The organism is Streptomyces albiflavescens, from assembly GCF_014645835.1.
Lineage (GTDB): Bacteria > Actinomycetota > Actinomycetes > Streptomycetales > Streptomycetaceae > Streptomyces > Streptomyces albiflavescens.
Genome location: NZ_BMMM01000031.1, coordinates 65,702 through 91,362, shown reverse-complemented (window position 1 = coordinate 91,362; position 25,661 = coordinate 65,702). Strand labels below are relative to the sequence as shown.

At 70.6% G+C, this 25,661-nt stretch carries 20 protein-coding genes; 10 read left to right on the top strand and 10 right to left on the bottom strand.

What is annotated here, in order from left to right; all coding sequences use genetic code 11:
- Window positions 1–61: 61 nt before the first annotated feature.
- Window positions 62–1,513, bottom strand: coding sequence for a hypothetical protein (locus IEY95_RS46570; protein ID WP_189192400.1), 1,452 nt, complete (start codon window positions 1,511–1,513; stop codon window positions 62–64).
- Between the two features lie 163 nt (window positions 1,514–1,676).
- Here IEY95_RS46570 and IEY95_RS50310 point away from each other — a divergent pair, with 163 nt between their 5' ends.
- The 4 genes from IEY95_RS50310 (at window position 1,677) to IEY95_RS46550 (ending at window position 9,469) form a co-directional block, all read left to right on the top strand.
- Entirely contained in the window at window positions 1,677–3,848 is a 2,172-nt protein-coding gene (locus IEY95_RS50310; protein ID WP_189192399.1) for a scabin-related ADP-ribosyltransferase, read from the top strand.
- 27 nt (window positions 3,849–3,875) lie between these two features.
- Entirely contained in the window at window positions 3,876–4,595 is a 720-nt protein-coding gene (locus tag IEY95_RS46560) for a type VII secretion system-associated protein (protein ID WP_189192398.1), read from the top strand.
- A gap of 86 nt (window positions 4,596–4,681) precedes the next feature.
- Complete coding sequence (locus IEY95_RS46555) at window positions 4,682–4,975, top strand: WXG100 family type VII secretion target (RefSeq protein ID WP_189192397.1); 294 nt, start codon at window positions 4,682–4,684, stop codon at window positions 4,973–4,975.
- A 96-nt stretch (window positions 4,976–5,071) separates the two neighbouring features.
- Window positions 5,072–9,469, top strand: a complete 4,398-nt coding sequence (locus IEY95_RS46550) for an FtsK/SpoIIIE domain-containing protein (protein WP_189192396.1) — start codon at window positions 5,072–5,074, stop codon at window positions 9,467–9,469.
- A 152-nt stretch (window positions 9,470–9,621) separates the two neighbouring features.
- Here IEY95_RS46550 and IEY95_RS46545 read toward each other — a convergent pair whose 3' ends face one another.
- Together IEY95_RS46545 and IEY95_RS46540 are read right to left on the bottom strand one after the other, a co-directional pair.
- Window positions 9,622–10,266, bottom strand: a complete 645-nt coding sequence (locus tag IEY95_RS46545) for a hypothetical protein (protein ID WP_189192395.1) — start codon at window positions 10,264–10,266, stop codon at window positions 9,622–9,624.
- Window positions 10,263–10,559, bottom strand: coding sequence for a hypothetical protein (locus tag IEY95_RS46540; protein WP_189192394.1), 297 nt, complete (start codon window positions 10,557–10,559; stop codon window positions 10,263–10,265). Before IEY95_RS46540 ends, IEY95_RS46545 begins: the two co-directional genes overlap by 4 nt.
- A 149-nt stretch (window positions 10,560–10,708) precedes the next feature.
- Here IEY95_RS46540 and IEY95_RS46535 point away from each other — a divergent pair, with 149 nt between their 5' ends.
- The 3 genes from IEY95_RS46535 (at window position 10,709) to IEY95_RS46525 (ending at window position 13,578) form a co-directional block, all read left to right on the top strand.
- Window positions 10,709–11,398: a hypothetical protein gene (locus IEY95_RS46535; protein WP_189192393.1), complete on the top strand. Its 690-nt coding sequence runs from the start codon at window positions 10,709–10,711 to the stop codon at window positions 11,396–11,398.
- A gap of 194 nt (window positions 11,399–11,592) precedes the next feature.
- Complete coding sequence (locus IEY95_RS46530; RefSeq protein ID WP_189192392.1) at window positions 11,593–12,468, top strand: hypothetical protein; 876 nt, start codon at window positions 11,593–11,595, stop codon at window positions 12,466–12,468.
- A 90-nt stretch (window positions 12,469–12,558) separates the two neighbouring features.
- Complete coding sequence (locus tag IEY95_RS46525; RefSeq protein ID WP_189192391.1) at window positions 12,559–13,578, top strand: trypsin-like serine peptidase; 1,020 nt, start codon at window positions 12,559–12,561, stop codon at window positions 13,576–13,578.
- 550 nt (window positions 13,579–14,128) lie between these two features.
- Here IEY95_RS46525 and IEY95_RS46520 read toward each other — a convergent pair.
- From IEY95_RS46520 to IEY95_RS46505, 4 genes are read right to left on the bottom strand one after another with little or no spacing between them, the layout of a single operon-like run.
- The gene (locus IEY95_RS46520) at window positions 14,129–16,126 is read right to left on the bottom strand and encodes an acetoacetate--CoA ligase (RefSeq protein ID WP_189192390.1); all 1,998 of its coding nucleotides are present in this window, start codon (window positions 16,124–16,126) and stop codon (window positions 14,129–14,131) included.
- Window positions 16,123–17,751, bottom strand: coding sequence for a bifunctional 3-(3-hydroxy-phenyl)propionate/3-hydroxycinnamic acid hydroxylase MhpA (mhpA, locus tag IEY95_RS46515; RefSeq protein WP_189192389.1), 1,629 nt, complete (start codon window positions 17,749–17,751; stop codon window positions 16,123–16,125). Before mhpA ends, IEY95_RS46520 begins: the two co-directional genes overlap by 4 nt.
- Window positions 17,752–17,770: 19 nt before the next feature.
- Complete coding sequence (locus tag IEY95_RS46510; RefSeq protein ID WP_189192388.1) at window positions 17,771–18,748, bottom strand: fumarylacetoacetate hydrolase family protein; 978 nt, start codon at window positions 18,746–18,748, stop codon at window positions 17,771–17,773.
- 28 nt (window positions 18,749–18,776) lie between these two features.
- Window positions 18,777–19,922: a VOC family protein gene (locus IEY95_RS46505; RefSeq protein ID WP_189192387.1), complete on the bottom strand. Its 1,146-nt coding sequence runs from the start codon at window positions 19,920–19,922 to the stop codon at window positions 18,777–18,779.
- Window positions 19,923–20,057: 135 nt separating this feature from the next.
- Between IEY95_RS46505 and IEY95_RS46500 the strand changes: the two genes are divergently transcribed.
- Window positions 20,058–20,711: a TetR/AcrR family transcriptional regulator gene (locus IEY95_RS46500; protein ID WP_189192386.1), complete on the top strand. Its 654-nt coding sequence runs from the start codon at window positions 20,058–20,060 to the stop codon at window positions 20,709–20,711.
- Here the strand turns inward: IEY95_RS46500 and IEY95_RS46495 are convergent.
- Entirely contained in the window at window positions 20,703–22,331 is a 1,629-nt protein-coding gene (locus tag IEY95_RS46495; protein ID WP_189192385.1) for an MFS transporter, read from the bottom strand. The two genes, IEY95_RS46500 and IEY95_RS46495, sit on opposite strands and share 9 nt — an antisense overlap.
- Window positions 22,332–22,445: 114 nt before the next feature.
- Here IEY95_RS46495 and IEY95_RS46490 point away from each other — a divergent pair, with 114 nt between their 5' ends.
- Window positions 22,446–23,090: a TetR/AcrR family transcriptional regulator gene (locus IEY95_RS46490; RefSeq protein WP_189192384.1), complete on the top strand. Its 645-nt coding sequence runs from the start codon at window positions 22,446–22,448 to the stop codon at window positions 23,088–23,090.
- 10 nt (window positions 23,091–23,100) lie between these two features.
- Window positions 23,101–23,928, top strand: a complete 828-nt coding sequence (locus IEY95_RS46485) for an LmeA family phospholipid-binding protein (protein ID WP_189192383.1) — start codon at window positions 23,101–23,103, stop codon at window positions 23,926–23,928.
- Window positions 23,929–23,944: 16 nt separating this feature from the next.
- On the opposite strand, the gene IEY95_RS46480 is transcribed toward IEY95_RS46485, so the two are convergent.
- Window positions 23,945–24,592, bottom strand: a complete 648-nt coding sequence (locus IEY95_RS46480; RefSeq protein ID WP_189192382.1) for a TetR/AcrR family transcriptional regulator — start codon at window positions 24,590–24,592, stop codon at window positions 23,945–23,947.
- Window positions 24,593–24,884: 292 nt separating this feature from the next.
- Window positions 24,885–25,661 carry an ABC transporter permease subunit gene (locus tag IEY95_RS46475; RefSeq protein WP_189192381.1) on the bottom strand — a complete coding sequence of 259 codons (777 nt, stop codon included), beginning with the start codon at window positions 25,659–25,661 and terminating at the stop codon, window positions 24,885–24,887.

Sequence of the window (25,661 nt, the reverse complement as noted above, 5' to 3'; positions counted from 1 at the left end):
CGATGCATGCCGGCATGACCCATGCTGGTACGACCCATGCCAGTACGACGAATCGTGCCACTCATGCCGGAACGGTCAGCTTCACGTCCAGGACCGGGATGTCCACATCGCCGTCGGCATCGGTGTACCAACGCCAGTGCGCGCCGCTCACTTCGCCGTACACGAGCCCCGTCCAGCCTGCACCGCCGGGTCCGCACAGTGCGGCCAACTCCGCGGCCTCCTGCCCGGTGGGGGTGCCCGCCACGACGACGAGGCCCTTGACCGGGCGGCGTGAGGCGGCAGCGCGCACGGTGCCGTGCACCGCCATGGCTCCCGTGCCGGCCGGAAGTTCGGCCCGGCCGAGCTGTGTCAGGCCGGCAGGCAGGATGGGAGGTGGAGCGCCGTCCGCGCCGCGCAGGACGGTCACCGGTGTTTCCGGCCGGATGCGCGCGATCTCCGCCAGCACGTTCTGCACCACGTCGCGGGCCACGCCGTGATCACCGGTCACACTGAGGACACCGTCGAGTCGGCTGAGATCCACAAAGACGGGTTTACCCTCGGTATCCGTCCCCACCCGCACCAGGCACGCGGCGGAGATCGCCGCCCGCGATGCCGTACCACCGTCCTCCGGGCCGCCGTTCAGCCAGCCGGCCTCGGCGGTGGGGCGTCGCCAGCGCGTGCTGTCGACGTTCCTCCAGGGAGCCTCCAGGGTGTCGGAGGCCGCCAGCCACACCGTCGCACCGGCGTTGTCGACACGCAGTGCGTGCACCGGGGTCTCCGGTCGGCTCCGTACGGCCGCGAATTCGGCGAGCGTGCCGTACGCCCGCCGCACCGAGTCGGCGTCGGTGGCGAACCGTCGGCCCAGCGCACGCCGCAGCATGAGCCGGCGCCGTCGCCTGACCGGGGCACCCAGCCTGCGGACCGCGCGCATCACGGCGCCGTACGCCCCGCGCACCTTGCGCCTGCCCACGATGCCGGCGGTGACCAGGGCCAGCACGATGGCACCGAGCACGGCGACGGCCGCGGCCAGCGGAATGGTGAACATGGTGGACCCGGCGGCTGTCGTGCCGTTGCCGCCGCTCGGCGCTCCCGCCCCGTCCGGGGCGGCGGAAGCGGTGTTCTGGTTCCCGGTGTCCCGAGCCTGTCGTACATCGGGCCCCGAGGCGTCCGGTGGCAGCCGCAGAATCCAGCCCGGACGCAACTGGTCGTCAGCGCTGTTCAGCGCGCCGCCGTCCGGCTGGGCCAGACCGCGGTTGAGTTCGAGGATCTCCCCGGCCCGTGAGGCGTCGCCCAGCGTGCCGGCGGCGATGGACGCCAGGGTGGCGAGCTGTCCCCCGGTCTGGGCGGGGTCCTGGACCACGAACACCTTGATCAGGTCGTCATCGTCCGCCGCGGTCGCGGACGCGGCCACGCCCAGTGCCGCGAAGCAGCCGATCAGGACGACGGCGAGGGCACGCAGCACGGTGCGCGCACCACGGGATGCCTTGCCGATTCTCGGCCTGTGCGGGGGCGGGGCACCGATGCCGTTGCTCATGTCGTCCGTCCATGTCCTCTGGTGTGCCTTTGCCTTCCGGATCCACCCACTACACGGAGCCGCTCGCTCAAATCGTTCACAACAGAATCTGAACCTTCGACAGCCCCCATCCCGTGTACCTCGCGAACCACACCTGAGAGACAGCTCAGCGGGGGATGCACAAATGGCACGCCGGTATTCAAGTCCCGAGGACTTCACGCTCGTCGGAATGGACCGGGATCCAACGCCCGGAGACCCGGACCTGATCCAGGGCGTCATGCAGCGGTACCGGGATGTCGGGGACGCCGCGGAAAAGGCGTTGAACATCCTGAAGAAGGACGGCGTGATTTCGCAGGGCCGTGGTTCGGCGATGGACAAGCTGAAGGAGAAGGTCGGCGACGATCTTCCGGACAAGCTGAACAAGACCATGACGTCCTACCAGGACGCGGCCCAGGCCTACAACGACTACATGCCGCGGCTGAGGGAGGCACAGGAGACCTTCGACCGCGCGGTGGACCAGGCACGGGCGGCCGCGCCGCGAGCGAACCAGGCGCCCCCGCAGCTTGGGGAGAACCCCACGGACGAGGAGCGGGCCGAGGGGAACAGGCAACAGGACGCCATCGACGCGGGCAAGGCCGAGCTGAACGCGGCCAAGGGCCTTGCGGAGCAGGCGAAGGCGATGCGGGAGAGCGCGCAGCGTCAGTGCGAGGACGTACTGGACCGGGCGGCGAGCGAGGCGATTCCGGAGCGGAACGTCTTTCAGAAAATCGCCGACTTCTTCAAGGAGTTTCCGTTCGTCCAGATCCTGCTGAGTGTGCTGGCGGCGGCGGTGGCCGTGTTCTTTCCGGTGGTCGGCGCACTGCTGGGGGGCACACTGTTCGCCGTCACTCAGATATCGGCCATCGCCAGCGGCAACTTCAGCCTCGGAGATTTTCTCACCGGTCTGATCGGGGTGATACCCGGCGCGGGCCTGCTGGGGGTGGGGGGCGCGGTGATCAAGGCCGGCGCCGGGGCGATCGGCAAGCTGGTGCCGGGGGCGGTCAAGACCGTCAGCGGCAGCATCAAGAGCGTCAAGTCCTCGATCGGCAGCAGCATTACCATCGGCCCCCTGGTCAACGGCAACCGCATCAAGGTTGTGGGCGGGGCGGCCCAGGCATTCGGTGAGGGCGCAGCCCAGTCGGCGGTCAGTTCGGCCATCGACGGCGAGCAGTTCGATGTGGGCACCATTGCGGTTGCAGGTCTGCTGGGCGTCGGCGGTGCCATTGCCTTCAAGGGGTTGGGCGGAGGAAAGGGCGCCGGGAGTGCGAGCGGTGGGCCCGTTGGAGCACCTGCCCCGGCGGGAGGCGGCACCTCCCGGTCACTGCCCGACGGTCCGACGCGGCCGCCCGCCACGACCAGTCCGACGCCGCCCACCGGTCAACCGAGTGCACAGCTCGACCCGAAGGTGGATCCGACCCGCATCACGGGCATCCCGACCAGTCCGGAAAACCCGGATGGCGTACCGATTTTCCGCACCGACAACAACCCGCTGTTCCGCGACGACACCCGCTTCCCGGGGGGCTTCCAGGGCACGGATGGTCCCTTCGTGACCGGCTTCGCGCCCAGGAAACCCGCGAACACGAACCTCGCCGACTTCGTCGAGCGGAACACGCCGTCCGCGTTCGTGTCGACCACCAGGCGGGAGGACCTGAACTTCCTCGGCGGCGCCGGCCCCAACGGGGCGCACGTCTTCCGCTTCCGCATCGTGGCGCCCGGCGGAATCGACGTCAACCATACCCTGGGGCCCCATGGCAATGAGGGTCAGCAGGAGGTCGCCTTCCCTGGCGGCATCCGCCCGGAGTTCATCCAGGGAGCCCAGATCGTCAAAAGCGGAGGCGCTCCCTTCATGCCGGTGGTAGTCGGAGATTTCATCCCAAACCCCAACTTCATTCCCCGGCCGACGGCCCCCAACCCTGGTGCTCCTGTGTCTGGGACTGCTGTCCCTCCGCCGGGGCCACCGCCTGGAGGTCCCCTGCCACCACCACCAGGGCCACCACCCGGAGGTCCCCTGCCACCACCACCAGGGCCACCACCCGGAGGTCCCCTGCCCCCACCACCAGGGCCACCACCCGGAGGTCCCCTGCCACCACCACCAGGGCCACCACCCGGAGGTCCCCTGCCACCACCACCAGGGCCACCACCCGGACCACCACCCGGACGACCCCTGCCACCCACACCACAAGGACCACCACCCGTACGACCCCTGCCGCCACCGCCGGGGCCACCACCAGGACCACCGCCCGTACGACCCCTGCCACCCACACCACCAGGACCACCACCCGTACGACCCCTGCCACCCACACCACCTCCCGCCTGACAGCCCACCACCTCAGGGAAGAACGAGATGAGCGAAGAAGCCTCCGCGAACGCCTCCGCGAACGAGCAAGGCGGCAGCCACCCGCTTCCTCCACTCACGGAGGAGATGCGGACGCGCGCGCGGCAGTCGCCGGGGAGTTGGCTCTACTCGATCGACCCGGCGTACGACGCGGAGGGCGCCGTACCCCCGTACGCGATCCTCGGAGCCTGGCCCGTGGACGAGCACGGTGAACCCGGGGTCTTCATGCCCAACCCGGACTACCGGCCCTCACCGCGAAGTCTGCTGCTCGCGGATCCCACCGACCCGGTGGATGCCGCGATGCAGCGTGCGGCGACCGGTCACGGACTGGAGGCCGCGGTGCTCAACGCGTTGCGGGAAGCCACCGTCTACCTCCCGGTCGACGCACAGGGGGAGTTGACCGCCTACCAGGACGAGTCGGGCAGCACCTTCGTCAAGGTGCTGACCGACCCCCGGCACGGACCGCCCACCGCACCGCAGTTGCTGCCGGTCGCGCTCGCCGATCTGCTGACCCTGCTGCCGGACGGCACGGCCATACGGATCAACGCGGACAGCGAGGTGTCCTTGATCGTCGAGAACACGGATCTGCGGGCCGCGCTGCAGAGCCCTGACCCCGGCGACCGGAACGCGGACGCACTCCCCGGTTATGCGGGCGGGGACATACCCACGCCGCCCCCGTCCGCACCCGCCGCCCCAGAGATCCCTCGCAAGGGCCGTGACCGGGGGTAGTTGACCCCCGTGACCGGCCATCACCCGGACTTCCATCCCGGAGCGGGTGGATGCACACCCAAACACACCTGACAAGGAGTACTGACATGCCCGCCTACACCGTCAACTCGGATGAGACCTCCTCCACTTCGCAGGCCCTGCTGACCGACTTCTCGCAGCTGCAGGACAAGCTCAACGAGGTCCGAGGCAAGATCACCAACCTGCTCGCCAACGGCTACAGCACGCCCGCCGCCCAGCAGAAGTTCTCGCCGTTCTTCGAGGAGTTCGCCAAGGGGTTCGACCAGGTCAACCAGTCCCTGCAGGGGATCGGTCAGTACGTGAGGAGCGTCGGTGACGCCTTCTCGCAGACCGACGACCAGCTCGGCGCCAACCTCGGCTGACCCACGGCCCGCCCGCAGCCGAGGCGACCCGTCACCACACCCCTTTCCGCCCGAGAAGCCCGAGAAGCCCGAGAAGAAAGACGATGAGCCGTGCGATTGACCGTCAGCGTTCGTGACCCGCAGGTGGAGGAAGCATCCACCGCGGTCGCCGTCGACACCGAACCCTCCGCACAGGCGGGCCGGTTCGCGGCGGAGCTGGCACGCGCCGTCGGGTATGCGGGGGCCGACGGGACAGGGGCCGCGGAGCCGGCTCTGTACGTCGGTTCCGACCCCGTCGACCCGCAGGTCACGCTGCAGGCGGCCGGGGTGCGGGACGGCATGGACCTCGGGCTCGGCGCCCCGCTTCCCCGGGAGCCCGAGCCCGAGAGCCGCACCGAGGCCCGGGTGGTCTCGGGACCGGGCGCGGGGACGGTCTTCCGCCTCGTGCCCGGCGACTACGACATCGGCAGCGCCCCGACGTGCCGGATCCGGCTGGCCGAGGGCGCACCTGCGCTCGCCGCCCGGGTACGGGTCCGGCTCGACGGGAGTGCCGAGCTGCTGATGACCGACATGGCGCTGCTGGACGGCAAAGCCGTGCAGGGCGCGTCCCCCTGGCGGGAGGGCAGCCAACTGGCTGTCGGGGACATCCTGCTGGAGCTGACGTCTCGCCGCCCGACCGGGGCGCCGTTGACACCGGCCCAGGACGGCCTCGGTCTGGAGTTCAACCGGCCACCACGGTTCCTGCCGCCGGCCACCGGGGCCAAGTTCCGGCTGCCGACACCACCGGTCAAGCCGGACAAACGTCCCATCCCGCTGCTTCCGATCCTGCTGCTGCCGGCGGGCAGCGCGGCGATCGCCATCTTCATCACCCAGCGGTGGTCCTTCGTCTTCATCGCCCTGCTCTCACCGATCGCCGCGCTGGTCACCCAGTTCGGCGGCCGCAAGCAGGCCATGCTCAAGTACCTGGAGAAGAAGGAGGAGTACGAGCAGGCGCTGGCGCGGGCGCGCGAGGACATCGACGCCGCCGTACTCGAAGAGCAGCACAACCTGAGGCTGTCCCTGCCGGATCCCGCCGCGCTGCTGCAGATGGCCTGCCAGCCCTCGGAAAGACTGTGGGAGCGTCGCTGGCAGGACCCCGACTTCCTGTCCGTGCGGGTCGGCACGACCGACCTGCCCTCGGCGCTGAGCGTCGACGACCCCACCCAGGACGAGAACCGGCGTACCACGGTGCCCCTGCTCAACCAGGTGCCCGTCGCCGTACCCCTACGCAGGGTCCGAGTCGCGGGTGTCGCCGGCCCGGGGGCGGTCCGGCTCGCCGGATGGATGGCGGCTCAGGCCGCCGCCCTCCACAGCCCCGCCGATTTGCGCATCGTCGTGCTCGGTGGGCCGGACGGCGAGCAGGACTGGTCCTGGACCCGCTGGCTGCCGCACACCCAGGCGCAGGGCGAGGACGCGTACGCGCTGGTGGGCAGCACCGCGGAATCCCTGGCCCGGCGCATCGGCGAGCTGGGCCAGATCGTCTCCTCCCGCATCGCGGCCGGGCCGGACCTGACCCGGGGCGGGGTGAACGGCTACCCGGACATCCTGGTCGTCCTGGAGCAGGCGCGCCGGGCCCGGTCCCTCCCGGGAGTCATCGCCCTGCTGCGGGACGGTCCGTCGGTGGGCGTCCACACCCTCTGCATCGACCGTGAGGAGCGGTTGCTGCCCGAGGAATGCGGCGCCGTCGTCGTCACCGATTCCGCCGCCACCACCTCCAGGGTCCGCACTGGAGCCGGTGCGGCGCTGGAGAACGTACGCACCGACTCGCCGGAGTCCGGCTGGTACGAACCCTTCGGGCGGGCGCTGGCTCCGCTGCGGGGTGTCGGGGACAGCGACGAGAGCGCGCTGCCCGGCTCGGTACGCCTGTTGGACCTGCTGGACATCGAGCCGCCGACGGCGGAGGCGCTGGTGGCCGGCTGGTCGCTCGGGGGCCGCAGCACCAGGGCGGCCCTGGGCGTCGGCTACGACGGGGAGTTCGCCGTCGACCTGGTCCGTGACGGTCCCCACGCGCTGATCGCGGGAACGACCGGTTCCGGCAAGTCGGAGCTGCTGCAGACCCTGGTGGCCACGCTGGCGGTGGTGAACCGGCCCGACGAGATGACGTTCGTGCTGGTCGACTACAAGGGCGGCAGCGCCTTCGCCGAATGCGCCGACCTGCCGCACACCGTCGGCCTGGTCACCGACCTCGACACACAGTTGGTGGAGCGTGCCCTGGTCTCGCTCGGCGCCGAGCTGCGACGCCGTGAGACGCAGCTGGCGCAGGCGGGCGCCAAGGACATCGAGGACTATCTCGACAAGCGCACGCGCGGCGGCGACGTACTGCCGCCGCTGCCGCGGCTGCTGCTGGTCATCGACGAGTTCGCGTCCATGGTGCGCGAACTGCCCGACTTCATCTCGGGCCTGGTCAACATCGCCCAGCGCGGCCGCTCCCTCGGCATCCACCTGATCCTGGCGACCCAGCGGCCCGGCGGCGCGGTCACCCCGGACATCCGCGCCAACACCAACCTGCGGATCGCGCTGCGCACCACCGACACCTCCGAGAGCCGCGACATCATCGACGCGCCCGACTCCGGCGACATCTCCCCGGCCAACCCCGGCCGCGCCTACGCCCGGTTGGGCCCGTCGGCCCTGCTGCCCTTCCAGGCCGGCCGGGTCGGCGGCCGTCGGCCCGGCGGGGCGGCGGTCCCGGCAGGCGCGGAGGTGCCGATCCAGGCGCAGGTGGTCTCCTGGCGTGATCTCGGTGGCCCACTGCCCGTCGGCCGGTCCCGCGGCGGTTCCGGCTCCGCGCAGCCGGAGGCCGTCACCGATCTGGCGGTCCTGACGGCGGCCATCGCGCAGGCGGCGCGGCTCGCCGACGTGCGCCGGCAGCCCAGTCCCTGGCTCCCGCCGCTGCCCGCGCTGCTGGAGTGGGCAGCGCCGCCCGCTCCCAAGCCCACCGCGGAACGACAGGCCGCGCTGCCGGCGGTGGAGTACGGCATGGTCGACCTGCCGGCGCAGCAGAGCCGTTCCCCGTTGGTGTTCGACCTGGACCGTGCCGGCCATCTGCACATCATCGGGTCGCCCCGCAGCGGGCGTTCCCAGACGCTGCGCACCCTGGCCGCCGCGCTCGGCCAGGCTCACGGCGCCGACGACGTACACCTGTACGGCATCGACTGCGGCAACGGCGCGCTCAACGCGCTGACGGCGCTGCCGCACTGCGGCGCCGTCGTCGACCGCAACCAGGTCGAGCGGCTGGGACGGCTGCTGGACCGGCTGGGCGCCGAACTGACCTCCCGGCAGAGCGTGCTCGGCGGCCAGGGCACGGCCGACCTCACCGAACTGCGCCGGATGCAGGCCGCAGACGAGCGGCTTCCCCATATCGTGCTGATGGTCGACCGCTTCGAGGTCTTCGAGCGCGAGTTCACCGCGTACGACAACGGCAGCTACCTGGAGCGGATGATCCGGCTGCTGCGCGACGGCGCGGGCGTCGGGATCCATGTCGTCCTGGCAGGCGACCGGGTGCTGGGCAACAGCCGGTTCTCCGGTACCACCGAGGACAAGATCGTCCTGCGGCTCAACGACCGCCAGGACTACTCCAGCGTCGGCATCCCGACCCGGTCGGCACCCTCCGACCCCCCACCCGGGCGCGGCATCCGCACCCAGGACCTGAGCGAGGCGCAGATCGCGGTCCTCGGCGACGACCTGTCCGGCGCCGCCCAGGCCGAGTTCCTCCTCAACCTGGGCCAGGAGCTGACCGAGCGGGAGACCGGTGTTCCGGCGGCGCGCCGCGCGCTGGGGCTGGACGTACTGCCCGACCGGATCTCTTACGCCGACGCTCTCACCCTGCATACCCGTGGCGGGCCGATGCGGCCGCTGGTCGCGGTCGGCGGCGACACCCTCACCTCGCTCGGCCCCGACCTCACCGATGTGCCGACCTTCGTCATCGCCGGTCCGCCGCGCACCGGCCGCAGCACCGCACTGCTCACCGCCGCGCACTCGCTGCTGGCCGCCGGTGCGGGCCTGGTCGTGCTCGCCCCGAGGCGATCACCTCTGCGCAGCCTCGAGGGCCGTCCCGGGATCGCCGCGCTCATCACCGACGCGGAGGTGTCGGCCACCGAGTTCCGGCAGGCTCTCAGCAATGTGCCCGAGGAGAGCGGGGTGATCGTCGTCGACGACGCCGAGCTGTTCATGGGGGCCGAGATCGACCCGGACCTCGCGCTGTTCGCCCGAGGTGGCGCGGGCAACGGGTGGGGCCTGCTGGCGGCGGGCAACGCCGAGTCGCTGTCGCTGAGCCTGGCCGGCTGGATGGGCCAGGTCAAACGCAACCGCACCGGCATGCTGCTGTCACCGCAGGGCCTGAGCGACGGCGAGGTCATCGGCGTGCGGCTGAACCGCGGTGTGGTCGGTCAGGCACCGCAACCGGGCCGGGGCCTGCTGCACCTGGGCGACGGATCGCTGCGCACCGTGCAGGTGCCGCGGTCCGAAGCCGATTCCTGACCCCCGTGGGAAGGGGGTGCACCTTCGAACCCCCGCGGGGGTGCATCTCCTCGTTCGCGGGCCCGAGAGTCGTTGGGGCCCGCGACGGCAAAAACCGAAGGGCGGCCGGGTACTCCTCCCCGGCCGCCCTTCGGCCTGTCGTTTCTGGAGGATCAGGCAGCGTCGCCGCCGTCACCGGGCACCGTCGCGACCTGGGAGCCGTCCTCCGCAACGAAGCGGAAGGTGCTGGTGATCGCGTCGAAGAGGTCGTACGCCTCGTTCTTCAGAGGCAGGTTGGGACTGGCGAGGGTGACCACGAGAAAGTCCTCGTCGGTTCCCGGCACCGGCATCATCGTGTGCATCGTCAGCAGCTTCACATCGATGTCCCCGGTCAACCGGGTCACCTCGGTCCCGGTCACGCGTGCCACCGTGCCCACATGCGGCACCTTCACCGAGGTGATGACCCGGTCCTTCGGTGCCACACCCGTCGCCGAGGAGACACCGAGCTGCGCGGACAGTACCGGCAGCGTCAGCTCCTGGCCCTTGGGCGTGGTGACGGCGAAGACCATGCCGTACGCCATGAAGAGGCCCTCCGGATACATCGTCGCCGTCCCCATGGCCAGCAGCGCTCCGTGCCGGCGTGCCGCCCGGGCGATCTCACGGCCCTGCCGGAACATGTCGTTGATGCGGGCCTTCTCCCCCGGGCCCGGGGCCGCTGCCAGAGCCTGTGCGCGGGTCCTGGCCAGTTCCTCTCCGCTCAGGTCGATCTGATCCCACAGATCCGGGACGTCGAGCAGAAAGCGTTGTGCTTGACTCACTGTCCGCCCCCACCGACTTGGAGATTCGCCACGGCGTCCTGATCGGTCTTCTCGAAGGCGTCCAGGATGCTCCCGATGGCGTCCCTGATGCCCTGTACCTGCTTCCGCAATTGCTGTTGACCGTCTTCCCACTTGTTCTCGAAGTTCTGAGCCGCGCCGCGGCCCAGCTCCGTGCCGAATGCCGCCTCGAAGTCGAACGTGTTGTGCCCGATGTCGATGAAGTCGTGCACGAAGCCCAACATGTCCTGGGCCTCCTGGAGTTCGTTTCCGGGTATGTTGACGTCTGAAGCCATCCGAACCCTCTCCCTTGCGGTGCGGTGAGGAATCACCTCCGCGTACGACACGTGTCCGGCGGGCCGGATCGTTCACCACGGGCCGTCCGTTTTCCAGACCTTCACCTGCTGCGTCGAACCTTTGCTGCCTCCCGTCTCGTGTTGCAGGCATGACATCGCTTCGCACAGGCCTGCTGTCCCGTGGCAACACCGCACGCCGCCCCGTCCGCCGCAGCGTCGTCGCGTCCGTCCTGGTTCTGTGCGGCGTGGCGAGTATGTCTGCCTGCGGCAAGACCATTCAGATCGGCGACGCCAGTCCGAGCGCGGCTGCCTCGACCCCCGCTGCGACGCCCGCGACGACGCCCGCTACGACACCCGGTGGGAGCACGGGGAACGCCGCGCTGCAGTTGATCGACACCTCGGCTCAGGAGGCCGGCCAAACCGGCACCGGCGGCACCGTCGTCGGCGCCGCTGTCCAGGAGGCGCCGCCCCGCTGGGTCCAGCTGTCGGCGGTGAAGACACCGACGCTCGGCTCACCGCACCTCATCAACATCAACCAGGCGGCGCTGTACCGCTTCGACGAGGACAACGCCCAGCCGTCTCAGTCGAACTGCAACGACGCCTGCGCCACGAAATGGCCGCCGGTGACCATCGAGAAGGGTGGCAAGGTCTACTTGGCCGGCGTGGACCACGACCAGGTCGGGGCAATCCGCCGCCAGGACGGCCAGATTCAGATCACGGTCGGCGGGTGGCCGGTCTACCGCTTCGCGGGCGACACCGAGCCGGGTGACCTCAACGGCCAGGGCGTCGGCGGAACATGGTTCGCCGTGGGGCCCACTGGCGAGAAGGTCACGCCATAGCGGATCACGTCGGTGGCGTGCGCCCTCCACCGGCCTGTTGCATATCCCTCGCGTCATTCCGGATTGCCAATGTCACGGTTATGTCTCCAAGCGAACTGCGGTGAACCCGGCCGCGACCCGAATTCGTGTCAAGAGTGAACTCGCTTCGGAAACCTCCGTGGCGAGCAATCATCTATCCCTCGGGGGTTTTCTCGATGTTCCGTGCACGTGCGGTGTTTGCTTCCTGTGCCGCGCTGGGCGTTCTGCTGCTGTCGGCTTGCAATGACAACGATGGAAAGAGCGACTCCAGCGATTCGTCTTCTTCCGCCGCCACCGGGGCTGACCTTTCGTTCCAGTCCGGTACCGCGAGCCAGAACAATGCGGATGCCAATACCGGCGACTCGGCGGCCGGTGCCGCACCCGCGGCCGCCGCGAAGAAGCCGGTGGTCCGCAAGTGGGTGCAGTTGTCGGCCGGCAAGGCCGGTGAGCTGGATCCGGTGGTGATAAACGGCGCGGGATTCACGCTGTACCGGTTCGACAAGGACACCGCGAATCCGTCGAAGTCCAACTGCTTCAATGAGTGCGCGACCACTTGGCCGCCTTACCTGGTCGCCAAGGGCGGGCGGGTCTTCCTGGACGGAGTGCCGAAGTCGTCGATTGGTTTCATCAAGCGGGACGGCGCCTTCCAGGTGACCATCGGCGGCTGGCCGGTGTACCTCTTCAGCAAGGACGTCAAGCCCGGTGACACCAACGGCCAGGGTGTGGGCGGCACCTGGTTCGGAGTCACTCCCGATGGCCAGAAGGCCGGCAACACCGGGGGTGACGGTCAGACGGGGGCTGCTCCGAGCCCGACGTCCCCTCCGGCGACCGCCGCGACCTTCTTCGACAGCCCGAACTTCGGTGACCCCGCGGAGGGCCTGGGCGGCCCGGGCTGCAAGCCCGTCAAGTTCTCGGGGTCGCTGCAGATCAGTGGCTTCGCCAAGATCTGGGAGGGCGCCGACTGCACCGGCAAGTCGCTGACCGTCGAAAAGGACGTGGCTGACCTCTCCACCATCGGGTTCAAGGTCAAGTCCATCCGCTTCTCCAACTGAGGCCTGACGGATGCTCCGGGGCGGGCAGGCGGGACGCGACTGCCGATCCGTACCCCGCCCCGGAGCATCCGTTCCCAGAGAGGTACGCCGATGCGCTCGTCACGCCAGTCGCCTTGGCTGTTCGCCGGACTCACGGTCCTGGTCATGCTCCTCGTGGCCAACTGCACCCACGCTCAGCGCCAGTTGCCTGCCTTCTCCAACCCGGTGATCCCCGGTCTGTGGACGCCGGACCGGATGGCGGAGGCCGAAAGTATCGACAGCCCGGTGCCGAACGACTTGGGTGAGGATGCGGGAGTCTCTGACCCGGAGCCCGACGCGGTACCTGCGGCGGCTGAGAAGACGCCCTACCGTGACAACGCGGCAGTGATCGGAAAGCTCTTCTTCGACACCCCTGAGGGCCCCAGTGTCTGCTCCGGATCAGCGGTCGAGGATCCCGCCCGTCCCGGTGCGTCCAGTCTGGTGTGGACAGCGGGCCACTGTGTGCACGCGGGGGCCAAGGGCACCTGGTTCCGCAACATCGTCTTCGTACCGTCGTACAACAACGAGGGTCTGGAGGGTGCGGCGAGGGGCAACGCCGGCCAGGGGCAGGTCGCGCCGTTCGGTACCTGGTGGGCGGACTATGCCGAAACATCGCCCCAGTGGATCGAGCAGGGCGGCCCGTCCGGAGGCGACGGTGCAGCGTTCGACTTCGCCGTGCTGCACGTACGCCCGCCGGACAGTGGTACGGCTTCGCTGCAGGAGGCGATCGGGCAGGCGGCGCCCGTGTGGTTCGACGCACCTTCGGCGACACGGATCCCGGCGATCAAGGCGTGGGGATACCCGGCCTCGTCACCGTTCGACGGTGAACGGATGTTCTCCTGCCAGGACCGGCCCGGGCGGCTGTCGGTCGACGCCGACCAGCCCACGCTGTACCGGATCGGATGCACGATGACCGGCGGCTCCTCGGGCGGAGGCTGGTTCGCCACGAGCCCTGACGGCGCGCTCGCCCTGGTCAGTAACACCTCCATAGGCCCGGCCGACAACACCTGGCTTGCGGGACCACGCCTGGGAGCGGGCGCCAAGAAGGTCTACAGCTCTGTCAGTGACCGGTTCTCCTCCAGCCGTAAGTGAGGCCCGAGACGCTCGGGCAGGACGGCCCGCCCATCAGCGGGCGGCCGCATTTCTTCTGAGGGCCCGGTCAACCGTCAACTGTTCCCACAAGGTCGATGTCGCGCCGGGCGTCCAGTGCGGCATCCGGTCCCTCGGGGCGGCGCCACGAGTGGGCAACAGGAGCGGACGCCGCCCGCCACCAGGGGTCCGCGGGGAGCCACGTCCGGCCGGGTGTCCGGGCGCGGGGCCCGCACTGTGTGTCTTGGTCGGGCCCGGCGGCTGGGAGCCGGGGAGGGTCGTCCTCCGCCGCCGGCTTCTCGGCCTGCTGCGTGGCGTCCCGAGCGCCTCGGGGTCTGCCCGACCGCGCAGCCTGCCGAAACTGCGGCCACGATGCGGACCATTCCCGGGCCACCCAACTGCCACCCGCCTCAACCGCCACCCGCCTCAACGGTACCCATTTCCGCAGTTCACCGGCGTGTTAGGCGTGCACCACCAGCAGACAGCGACGGGACTGGCTCTGGGCTCCTGGGGAGTCCGGGGAGAGACGGCCCGACGCGGCCGCCGCCGTCCGTCACCCAGTGATCCTTTTCCGGCGGTCGGCTCCCAGTCGGGCATAGAAGTCGATGAGTTCGGGTGCGTCCACGCCGGCACGGCTGACGACCTGATCGGCGGGGGCGCCCTGGAGGAGGCGTTTGACGGGGACCTCGAGTTTCTTGCCCGTGCGGGTGTGCGGGATGGCGGGGACTTCGAGGATCTCGTCGGGGACGTGGCGGGGTGAGGCGCCTGCGCGGATCGCGTCGCGGATCCGGTCGCGGAGGGCGTCGTCGAGGGTCACGTCGGCCGCGGGGACGACGAACAGCGGCATCCAGTAGCCGCCGTCCGGTTCCTCCGCGCCGATGACCAGGGCTTCGGTGATCTCCGGGAGGCGTTCGACGACGTCGTGGATGTCCGCGCTGCCCAGGCGCACGCCGTTGCGGTTGAGGGTGGAGTCGGAGCGGCCGTGCACGATCACCGAACCGTGGGAGGTGAGCGTGATCCAGTCGCCGTGCCGCCACACTCCCGGATACGCGCCGAAGTAGGCGTCGCGGTAGCGGGTGCCGTCGGGATCGTTCCAGAAGTACAGCGGCATCGACGGCATGGGGCGGGTGACGACCAGCTCGCCGACCTGGTCCACGACCGGGAGGCCCTCGGTGTCGTAGGCGGCCAGGGCCACGCCCAGGTGGGGGGCGGACAGCTCTCCCGCCCATCCAGGGGTGGTCGGGGCGCTGCCCGCGAAGCCGGAGACGACGTCGGTGCCGCCGCTGATGGAGGCGAGCTGAACGTGGTCGCCCACGTGGTCGCGGACCCAGGGATAGGCGGAGGCGGGCAGTGTCGAGCCGGTGCAGCCGACGGCACGGACCGCCGACAGGTCGTGCACGGACGGGTCGATGCCGAACTTGGCCATGCCCAGCAGATATTGGGGGCTGGTGCCGAAGAGGGTGACGCGGTGGCGGGCCGCCAGCTCCCAGAGGACGTCCGGGCGCGCGAACGGGGCGGGGCTGCCGTCGTACGTGCAGGTCGTCGCGCCGGTCAGCAAGGTGGAGACGACCAGGTTCCACATCATCCAGTGGGTGGTGGTGTACCACAGGAGGCGGTCGCCGGGACCGAGGTCCGAGTGCAGGCCCAGGGTTTTCAGATGCTCCAGCAGGACGCCGCCGTGGCCGTGGACGATGCCTTTGGGCAGGCCGGTGGTGCCGGAGGAGAAGACGACCCACAGGGGATGGTCGAACGGCACGGGGACGCAGGTGAGGTGCTCGGTTCGGGTGGACGCGTCCTCCCAGGGGATGACGAGCGAAGGGTGGGCGCCCTGTGGCCGGCGCAGGCCCAGGTGGTCCACGAGCACCGTGGCCTTCAGGGTGGGCAGGGCGCGGGCCAGGTCGAGGGTCGCCTCGCGGCGGTCGTGCCTGGTGCCGTTGAAGAGATAGCCGTCGGCGGCGATCAGGACGGAGGGCTCGAGCTGGGCGAAGCGGTCGGCGGCGGCGTTGGGGGCGTAGTCCTGGCCGCACACCGACCAGACGGCGCCCAGGCTCGCGGCGGCGAGGAAGGCGACGACGGCGTGCGGGGTGTTGGGGAGGTAGCCGACGACCCGGTCGCCCGGGCCGACGCCCAAGTCGCGCAGGGTCGCGGCTACGGAGGACACCTCGGCGCGCAGCCGCCCGCCGGTCACTTCGCATCCGGAGCCCGTCTCGTCCAGCGCGATGATCGCCGGGTCGTCGGACGGGAGGTTGCGCAGGACGTGGTGGGTGTAGTTGAGGGTGGCACCGGGGAACCAGTCGGCGCCGGGCATCCTCTCCTCGGCCAGCACCCGCTCGTACGGCGTCCACGCCTCGATGTCGAAGTACTCCCAGACCGCGCCCCAGAAGCCTTCCAAGTCGGTGACGGACCATCGGTGCAGGGCGGCGTAGTCGGTGGGCGCGGCGGCTTCGAGGCCTCGGTGACGGGCGGCCCGGCGGGCGAAGTCCGCGATGCGGCTGCGTTCGGCGGACTCCGGGTCCGGGGTCCAGAAGGGGTCTGCGGACGGCGCGGTCATTGCGTGATGCTCCTCAACGCGGGTTCAGGGGCGGGCTGTTCGGTCGGGGCGACGGGGCGACGGGCGGTGCACAGCAGGGGCGCCCAGGCGGCAGTGCCGGTGAAGTCGTCGCCGCCCGGCGCGAGGACGTCCAGGACGACGCGGTCGGGGCGCAGCAGGACCGCGCCCGTACGGCCGCTCCGCAGCCAGGCGGCGAGGGTGCCGTCGTCGCCGACCTCCCGCACATCGACGATCCGCGCGCCGAGACCCTCGGTGAGCGCGCGGAGCGAGGGCGCGAGCGGCACCGCGGTCAGCACGGCGAGGGAGTCGCCGAGCACGTCGTCGAGGCGGGTGCGCCGGCCGTCGACGGTCGACCAGGGTTGCGGGCAGAAGGTCCCCGCAAGGCCGGGGAAACGATTGCGCCGCCGTATCAGGGGGCCCGCGGACAGGGCGGGACTGAGGCCCCGGGTCGCCATGCCCGTCACTGCGGGTATGCGGCAGACCGCGCCCAGGGCCCTCCGACGCAGTGCGGCGGCGCGGTCCTGGCCGCCGGTCATGGCCCAGCCGGTCGCGACCGCGAGACGGATCACATGACGGGCGTGGGGCTTGCGTTCGGCCTCGTACGTGTCCAACAGCCGTTCGTCGGCGCCCTGTTGGAGGACGCGTGCCAGCTTCCAGGTCAGGTTGTAGGCGTCCCGCAGGCCTGCGCACAGCCCCTGTCCCACGAACGGCGGGGTGAGGTGCGCGGCGTCGCCGAGCAGGAAGACACCGCCCCGGCGCCACCGGTCGGCGATGCGGGCCCGGAAGGTGTACCGCGCCTGCCGGACGACGTGGAAGTCGTCACCGTGGGAGATGTCCACCCAGGGGGCCACCAGCTCGCGCAGCCGCCCGTGATCCAGTTCCGACTCGTCACTCAGCCGGAACTCCCAACGGTAGCGGTCCTCGCCGATGCGCATGAAGGTCGCCGGCCGGTGCGGGTCGCAGACCTGGTCGACGCCCTCCCAGCAGCGAACCGGGGCGCTGGTGCGCACATCGATGACGGTCCAGCGTTCCTCGAAGCGCAGGTCCTCCCATGCGGCGCCGATGGCATCGCGGGTGATGCTGCCGGCGCCGTCGCAGCCGAGGACCGCATCCGCCCACAGCAGGTGTTCACCCGCGTTGTCTCGGTAGGTCACCCGGGCCGGCCCGTCAGCGTCCTGCTGCACGGCGGTCACCTCCACTTGGCCCCGCAGCTCGCACTCCGGGCGGCAGGCCAGGGCGTCGCGCAGCAGCCGCTCCAGCTCGGGCTGGTCGAACATGCTGGTCTGCGGGAAGCCGTGGCGGCCGTGCGGGGACCGCCGGAACTCGGCGATCACCCGGTGCCGGGCATCCAGCAGACGCAGACCTCCGGCAGGACGGGCGATGTCCGCGAACTCCTCGTGGACACCGGCGGCTTGGAGGATCCGGCGGACCTCGTCGTCCATGGCGACGGCGCGTGGCAGGGGGTAGACGTCCCGGTGTCGTTCGAGGACGACGGTGCGGACTCCGCGCCGGGCGAGCAGGAGGGCGGCGGTCACGCCCACGGGTCCTGCCCCGATGATCACGACGGGTACCTTCTGTGCCGACCCGGGCGCGGTGTCCCGTGATCCGGCCTGGTCGGCGGTCATGTGCGGCTCACCTCGGGTCTCAGTTCGCGTCGGTCACGGGAGTGCGCTGCTCGCCGAGGTCGATCAGCCCGTCCGGTGTGGCGATCGTCGCGGTGATCAGGTCGCCCTCGTGCAGATAGTGCGGGTTGCGGGCCTGGCTCTTGAAGAACGCCTTCCACTTCACGGCGGGCGGCAGCAGCGCACCGATCTTCTCGACGGCCTTGGGCGGGGCCTTCAGGGCGGTGCCGCCGGGGGTGCCGGTGAGCAGCAGATCGCCCGGGTCGAGCTTCTGGAAGCGGGCCAGCAGCGTGAGCGCCTCCGCGGGGCGGACGATCATGTCGGCCAGGGTGCGGTCCTGGCGCAGATCACCGTTGACCGACAACTTCAGCCGCAGCTCGAGGAGATGAGCGAACTCCGCCGGCTCCAGCAGGGAGAGGTACGGACCCGTGGGCGTGAAGGTCGGGTACGACTTGCTCTCGTAGAACTGCGTCTTCGTCAGCTGTACGTCCCGGGCGCTGACGTCGTTGGTGATCACGAGCCCGGCGACGTACGAGGGCAGGTCCCGCTCTTCGACCACGGTGCCCACCGGCAGGGGTGCGCCCATGACCAGGCCGAGTTCGACCTCGTAGTCCAGGAACTTTACGTGCGGCGGGCGGACGACGGCCTCGCCCGGGCCGCTCACCGAGCCGGAGGCCTTGCGGAAGAAGGCGGGCGGGATGTCGCCGGTGAAGCCCGAATCGCGGGCGTGACTGTGGTAGTTGACCATCTGTGCGACCACGCGGCAGGGGGTGGTGACCGGGGAGAGTGCCGCCAGGTCGGCGACCGGCGTACCGGTCTCGTCCGAGGCGGCGGCCTCCTGGACGGCGGCCCGGTCGGCGAGCAGTTCGGCGGTGGTCTCGGCCTTGGTCTCGATGCGGACGGCGCGTGAGGTGGGGGTCTCCCCTGCTCGAGCGGAGTCGAGAGTTCGGGGACGCACTACCCACCAGCCGTCGGCGGTACGCAGGATGTTGGTGCTCATGTCATTGCCTTCGTCGGGGTTGAGGAGGTCAGGAGTTCGCGGCCTTGAGCAGGCCCAGGAGGCGCGCCGGGTCCATTTCGTTGTCGCCGCGCAGAGCCTGGATGACGTCGCGGACCCTGGCGGGGGAAGGACTGGCGCCGAGGAAGTCGCGGGTGGCCGGCGGCCCCCACTGGGCGAGGCCGCTCGTCGACATGGGCGCCCAGCCGGGTTCGAGGTCGCAGGAGAACAGGTCGCCGTCGGAGAAGTGCTCCAGCATGAGGCGGTCGGGGTCGCGCCAGTAGTCGAAGAGCTGGCTGCCCTGGATGTGCCGCCCGATGCCCCAACTGCGCTGGTAGCCACGCTCGGCCAGGTACTCGCCGCCGGCCGCGATGGCGTCCAGATCCGTGACCTGGTAGGCGGAGTGGACGTAGCCGTTGGCGGGGCCGAGATGCATGGCCAGGGTGTGGTGGTCGACGGCGAGACTGCCCTGGTCGCAGCGGATGAACGCCATCGTCGGACCGCGCCCCCGCTGCCCGTCCAGGAACAGGAAGTCGGACACGATCATGCCGAGCGTATCCAGGTACCAGTCCAGGGCACGGGCGAACACCCGTGTCTCCAGGACCACATGCCCCAGCCGCTGGATACGGGACGGCTCGCGCGGCGGCCGCTGCGTGGCGTTCGTACGGCGCTGATCCGTCCCGTGGTTGAGCGTGAGCGGCCGCTGTCCGGGCAGTTCGGGCAGCTGCTCCGCGCAGTGCACGACACGAACCGGGAAGCCGGACGGGTCGAGGAGGCCGACCACCCTGCCGCCGCCGGGAACGTCGGCGTCCTGGACGGCTGTGCCGGTGGCGCGGGCCAACCGGTCCAGGTCGGCCCGCTCGGCAGCGCGGAACACCGGGCCGATGAAGCGGGAGGTGCGGCCCCGCCGGATCACCATGCAGGGCGAGCCGGCGAAGGTGCCCCGCAGCCACAGCTCGCGCTCCGTGCGTGCCGCGACTCCGAAGCCGAAGTCGCGGGCGAAGACCTCGGCCCGGTCCAGGTCGGGCTTCTCGAACTCCAGCCAGGCCAGGTCGGCCACCTTGATCACAGGATTCCTGGCGCGTCCCGGATGCTCTCCGCGCAGCGCGCCCCGCTCGCTGTGGAGGTCCTGGTGGGCCGTCTTGGCATCGGTCCCGTTGACGCGGGTTTCGGACATGGCGCCCTCCAAGCAACATTGCCGTAATGATGAAATCATCAAGTTTGATGTTCTCGTCGTCAAGAGGCGAACATCAGGAAATGATGGATCCATCAGAACTGCTGTCGCCTTCACCGTCGCGACTAGACTCTCCCCATGCCAACGTCAGCCCCGCCCAGCAACCGGTTCGAGCGACGCCGTGCCGAGACCCGTCACGCACTCGTCCGCGCGGCCCGGCAGATCCTCGCCGAGACCGGAGACACCAGCGCGAGCATCCAGGCGATCGCCGAGCGCGCGGACGTCGGCTTCGGCTCCTTCTACAACCACTTCGAATCGAAGACGGAGCTGTTCGACGCGGCGGTGGTGGACGCCCTTGAGGAGTTCGGCCAGACCTTCGACGAGCGGCTGCGGGGGGTCGACGACCCCGCCGAACTGGTCGCCGCGGGCTTCCGGCTCAGCGCCCGGATGGCCGAATCCCATCCTGAGCTCATGCAGGTCCTGCGCCACCGCGGACTCGGCTACGTCCACTCGGACCGGGGCCTCGCTCCCCGCGCTCTGCGCGACCTGGAGGCCGGTGTCGACTCCGGCCGCTTCTCCCTCGTCGATCCGACCGTCGCCCTGTCCGCACTGGGCGGGACCCTGCTGTCCCTGGTGGAGCTGAGGTTCGCCCGCCCCGATCTGGATGGCGACGAGGCCGCGGCGAATCTCGCGGAGATGGTTCTGCGCATGCTGGGTGTCCCGCCGGACGACGCCCGTGAGGTCGCCCGGCGCCCCCTGCCCGACCTCGACCAGCGAGGCCGGTCAGGATGACCGGACGGCGTCCGTGTACTGCTCCTCGCGGCCGGCGTCCGCTCCCGCCGGCTCCTGCGAGCGGTGCCGTCCGGACGCCCGGCGGCCGGGCAGCACCGCGAGGACGATCATCGTCCCGGCAGCCATGATGATCCCGCCGACGAGGCTCGTCGTGGCGACGCCGTGGGCGAAGGACTGGTGCACGGCGTCGACCAGGGCCTGGGCCTGCTGAGGGCCGGCGGAGGGGGTCTTCGCGATCTGCTCCGCCACCGCCAGGCCGCTACCCACCGAGTCCTTGGCGGTGTCCATCGCGGTTGCCGGGAGATGGCCGCCGACCAGGTCGCTCAGCTTGTCGCGGTACGCGGTGGAAAGGAGCGAGCCGAGCACGGCGATCCCCAGGGAGCCGCCGAGTTCCAGCGCGGTGTCGTTGGCGCCGCCACCGACGCCCAGCTCGCTCTCCGGGAAGGAGTCCATGATCGTGTCGGTGGCCGGGGAGACGCTCAGGCCGATCGCGAAGCCGAGCATCGTCAACGTCGGCAGGAAGTCCGTGTACGTCGAGCTCTTCTCAACCTGCGTGAGCAGGAAGACACCGACGGTGCCGATCACCATGCCGACCACCACCATCGGCTTCATGCCCAGCTTCGGGGTCAGCCGGCCGGTCACCGCGGCACCGGCGAAGACTGCCCCGGCCAGCGGCAGCAGCCGTACGCCGGTCTCCAGCGCGCCGTAGCCGAGGACGAACTGCAGGAACTGGGTGGCGTAGTAGATCGCGCCGAAGGTGCCGAAGAAGAAGAACAGCACCGCCGTCATCGAGCCACTGAACGGCCGCTGGGTGAACCTGCGCACGTCCAGCATGGGGTGCGGGTGCCGCAGTTCCCAGGCCACGAAGACGAGCAGGCCGACGCCGGCGACCACGGCGGCGGTGACGGGGCCGGCGCCCCAGCCGAAGTGCGGACCCTCGATAGTCGCGTAGACCAGGCTGCCGACGGAGACGATCGAGAGCAGGCCGCCGACGTAGTCGATCCGCCCCATCCGCTCCGCCTTGGACGGCGGCACGAGCACCAGTGCGCCGACGACGGCGACGACCGCGATGGGGACGTTGATCAGGAAGGTGGAGCCCCAGGCGTGGTCCTCGAGGAGCCAGCCGGCCACCAGGGGCCCGACGGCGATGGCGAGGCCCGAGGTGGCGGTCCAGGCCGTGATGGCCCGGGCCCGCTCACGCTTGGGGAAGATCGCGACCAGCAGTGACAGCGTGGCCGGCATGACGACGGCGGCACCGACGCCCATGATCGCGCGGGCCGCGATGACCAGTTCGGTCCGGTCGACCGTGCTGCCCATCACCGAACCGCCCGCGAAGATCACCAGGCCCGTGATCAGCGCGCCGCGGCGGCTGTACTTGTCGCCGATCGAGCCCAGCACGAGCATCAGCGCGGCGTACGGGACGGTGTAGCCGTCGATGACCCACTGCAGATCACTGCTGCTCAGGCCCAGATCCTTCGTCATGTCCGGCGCGGCCACGATCAGGGACGTGTTCGCCATGACGACGATCAGCAGGCTCAGGCACAGCACGAGCAGGGCGAACCAGCGCCGCGCGTACGGCCCGGTCATCTTCTCGACAGGTGTGGCGGCAAGGAAGGGCATCGAAGGCTCCTAGCGGGACGAGTTAATTGCCCATCGACGTGCAGGCTAGTTTATTGCCCACCGGTGTGCAAATATTTGTTCTCCGCTTCCACCCCGAGGCACCGAGGTACAGATGTGACCGGCCGACCAGCCCCGCACCCACCACGCCGTCGCACGGCGCGCTCCACACGCACCCGCATTGTGGAAGCGGCTCGGCGGGAGCTGGGCCGCGATCCCGACTGCAGCCTCGGCGACATCGCCGCGGCGGCCGGTGTGGCGCGTCGCACGGTCTACGTGCACTTCGCCGGCCGGGCCGCACTCATCGAGGGGCTCACCGCGGAGGCGGCGGACGCCCTACGACTGGCGATCACTGTGACGCGCACCCCGATGCCGGATGCCGTCACCGCCCTGGCGCGCTTCGTCCTCACCCTGTGGCCGGTCGGCGACCGCTACCGCACACTCATCGGCCTCTCACGGCAAGGTCCTGGGCCCGACCGGGTGAGCGAGCTCCTCGCCCCGGCCCGCGACACGGTCGCCGGAATCCTCGCCCGCGGTCAGCAGCAGGGCGTCTTTCACACCAGCGTCCCGCCCGGCCCGCTCAGCAGAGCCCTCGAAGCGCACCTGCTGGCGCTGCTCGACAGCGTCAACTCGGGGGTCTGGGCCGACGACGGCACCGGCGCCGCCACCGCGGCCCTGATCGCCGCGGGGGTCGACCACGGCGTCGCGGCCTCCGAGGTCCACCGGTTGCACGGCACCGGGCAGGCACAACCACCCCACTGAAGGAGAGCTCATGCCACAGCCCCCGTACGCATACGGTGACGGCGACACGTACCAGTCCTACGAGCCGTACGAACCGTATGAGCCGCCCGCGCCCCCAAGGCGCCGACGACCGGTCTTCATCGCCGTCGCCGCCCTGCTCACGTTGGCCGTCGTTCCCGTGGTGGTCGACCGTGTTGCGACGGCGCGCGTGGAGGCGCGGACGGCCAAGGCGTTCCAGCAGGGCATGGACACTCCCGAGCGGCCCGAGGTCCACGTCCGCGGCTTTCCCGTCCTGACCCAGTTGGCCTCCGGCACCCTGCGGCACGTGGACATCACCGCCCATGACATACCGGCCGACGGGTCGGCGCGCCCGCTGCCCCTGTCCGAACTCGACCTCCGGCTGAACGGGTTGCGGAAGTCCGACAACGGCCAAGAGGCGCGGGCCAGTTCCGCGGAAGCGACCGCCCACCTGTCGTACACGGACGTGTCCGACGCCCTCGGGATCGAGGTGTCCCAGGGCACCCGTCCCGGCCAGGTCGGCGCACGCGTCCTGCTGCCGTTCGGCGACGAGGTCACTGTGACGACAACCGTCTCGGCGGTGTCCGGCAACCGCATCAGGTTCCGGAATTTCCAGGTCACGGGCGGTGTGCTGCCCACCGCCGGAAAAGCGCTGCTCGACAAGGTCTTCGAGAAGCCGATCCAGCTGCGGAACATCCCCGAGGGCCTGCAGCTGCGTTCAGTCACCACCACGGCGCACGGCCTCAGCGCCCGCTTCTCGGGCGAGTCGGTCACCTTTCACCCCGACGGCGCGTCGAAGACCGACTTGTCGCAGGACAACTCGTCGTATCGGAACGCGTGACGCCCCTCGGGGGCCCTCAGGCCTGCGCAGCGGACTCCGCGACCGCCGCGGACTGGACCTCGTCGACCACGACGCGCGCCTGCTTCTCCGGCACACCCGCCGCGATGAGCGTGGCGACGGCGACCCGGGTCCCGTCGTCCTCCAGCACTCCGCTGTTGACCTCCTCCAGGAGAGCGAGCGTCATCGCCTCCAGGCCGGCGCTGAGCACGGCGGGCGGCAGATGTGCAGGGAAGACGCCGTCCCGCTGCCCTCGTTCCAGGATGGCCGTCACCTCGTCGCGGGCCGGTGCCAGGATCTCGGCCACGCGCTCCGCGCCCAGATCGTGCCGGGCCAGCGCCAGGAGCATCCGGTAGCGGTCCCCCACCGGCCACATCGAGAACACGAAGTACGCGAGCGCACGCTCGGCCGGCTCCGTCGGCCTCGCACTGGCGGCCAGCGTGCTTCGAAGGGTCTCGGAGGCTTCCTCGGCGAGGGCCTCCAGCAACGCCGCGCGCCCGGGGAAATGACCGAAGAGGGTGCGCCGCACAACGCCGGCGGCCCGGGCCAGCTCCTCCAAGGTGATGTCCGGGTTCCGTCCGAGCTCACGGCGGGCCGTGGCCAGGATGCGCGCCCGGTTGGATCGCGCATTGCGTCGCAGCGGCTCACGGGCGACGGGCTTGGTCACGGGAAACCTCGGTGGATCGGTGCGGAGATCGACGGAGCGGGAGGAGCGGGCATCCATTCTGGCACGGAGCATCTCCGGGCGGTCCGGCGCAGGAACTGGACCGGACCGCCCTGGCCCCCGGGCTTCGCCAGTGACGGACAGCGAGGACTGCGGGGTACCGCCCAGCGCGGCAAGGACGCCACCCGAGGCGACGACGCCCCTCCGTGCCCGGTGCCATGGCCCCAACACGGGCCTGACGCAAAGTCAGCGATCACGCTCACCGAGCGCGCGCCACGCGTCCCTCACGCGTCCCTCACGCGTCCCGCGAGCTCAGCAGCCACCCGCCCGCGGCCATCGCCCCCGCCGCCCACAGAGCCACCACACCGAGGCCCTGCCAGGGGCCGATGGGAAGGTCGTCGACGCCGACCGTCGTCTGGACGGCGAGGCCGGCCGTCATCGGCGATATCTGTCGGAGGTGGCGCTGCCAGTCGGGGTCGGCGACCACCTGCGCGAGGATCGGGAAGACGAACAGCAGGGCGAGGACGATCCCGACGGCGGTCGCCGAGCTCCGTACGACCAGCGCGATGCCGAGGCTGAGCAGGCCGATCAGTACGAGGTAGCAGACCGAGCCCACGGCGGCCCGCAGCGTCGGCGCGTCGGTCAACGACAGGGCCGCGAAGCCGTGTTGCTCGGTGAAACCGCGGCCCGGCTGCACGAGGCGGCCGATCAGCAGGGACCCGAGTACGGAGACGGCCCCGGCCACCAGCGTCACCGCGCTGAGTACGGCCGACTTCGAACAGAGAACAGTCAGCCGTCGCGGCATCGCTGTGAGCGTGGTGTGCATCATGCCGGTGCTGTATTCGTTGCCGACCATCAGAGCCGCCACGACGGCGACGACGACCTGTCCGACCATGACCCCGGTGAGACTGAGCCGCGCCGGGTCCCCGGCGCAGCCGGTGGCGTCGCATCTGGACGTCATGGCCACCGCCGCGCCGACGGCCACGGTCAGCGCGATCATGCCGAGCGTCAGCCACCCGTTGCTCGCGTCCGTCCGCAGTTTGGTCCACTCGGCACGTCCCGCGCGTGTCAT

Coding starts and splice junctions, on each gene's coding strand:
- IEY95_RS46570 (WP_189192400.1), bottom strand. CDS start 1,513: ATGAGCAACGGCATCGGTGCCCCGCCCCCGCACAGGCCGAGAATCGGC.
- IEY95_RS50310 (WP_189192399.1), top strand. CDS start 1,677: ATGGCACGCCGGTATTCAAGTCCCGAGGACTTCACGCTCGTCGGAATG.
- IEY95_RS46560 (WP_189192398.1), top strand. CDS start 3,876: ATGAGCGAAGAAGCCTCCGCGAACGCCTCCGCGAACGAGCAAGGCGGC.
- IEY95_RS46555 (WP_189192397.1), top strand. CDS start 4,682: ATGCCCGCCTACACCGTCAACTCGGATGAGACCTCCTCCACTTCGCAG.
- IEY95_RS46540 (WP_189192394.1), bottom strand. CDS start 10,559: ATGGCTTCAGACGTCAACATACCCGGAAACGAACTCCAGGAGGCCCAG.
- IEY95_RS46535 (WP_189192393.1), top strand. CDS start 10,709: ATGACATCGCTTCGCACAGGCCTGCTGTCCCGTGGCAACACCGCACGC.
- IEY95_RS46530 (WP_189192392.1), top strand. CDS start 11,593: ATGTTCCGTGCACGTGCGGTGTTTGCTTCCTGTGCCGCGCTGGGCGTT.
- IEY95_RS46525 (WP_189192391.1), top strand. CDS start 12,559: ATGCGCTCGTCACGCCAGTCGCCTTGGCTGTTCGCCGGACTCACGGTC.
- IEY95_RS46520 (WP_189192390.1), bottom strand. CDS start 16,126: ATGACCGCGCCGTCCGCAGACCCCTTCTGGACCCCGGACCCGGAGTCC.
- mhpA (WP_189192389.1), bottom strand. CDS start 17,751: ATGACCGCCGACCAGGCCGGATCACGGGACACCGCGCCCGGGTCGGCA.
- IEY95_RS46510 (WP_189192388.1), bottom strand. CDS start 18,748: ATGAGCACCAACATCCTGCGTACCGCCGACGGCTGGTGGGTAGTGCGT.
- IEY95_RS46505 (WP_189192387.1), bottom strand. CDS start 19,922: ATGTCCGAAACCCGCGTCAACGGGACCGATGCCAAGACGGCCCACCAG.
- IEY95_RS46500 (WP_189192386.1), top strand. CDS start 20,058: ATGCCAACGTCAGCCCCGCCCAGCAACCGGTTCGAGCGACGCCGTGCC.
- IEY95_RS46495 (WP_189192385.1), bottom strand. CDS start 22,331: ATGCCCTTCCTTGCCGCCACACCTGTCGAGAAGATGACCGGGCCGTAC.
- IEY95_RS46485 (WP_189192383.1), top strand. CDS start 23,101: ATGCCACAGCCCCCGTACGCATACGGTGACGGCGACACGTACCAGTCC.
- IEY95_RS46475 (WP_189192381.1), bottom strand. CDS start 25,661: ATGACACGCGCGGGACGTGCCGAGTGGACCAAACTGCGGACGGACGCG.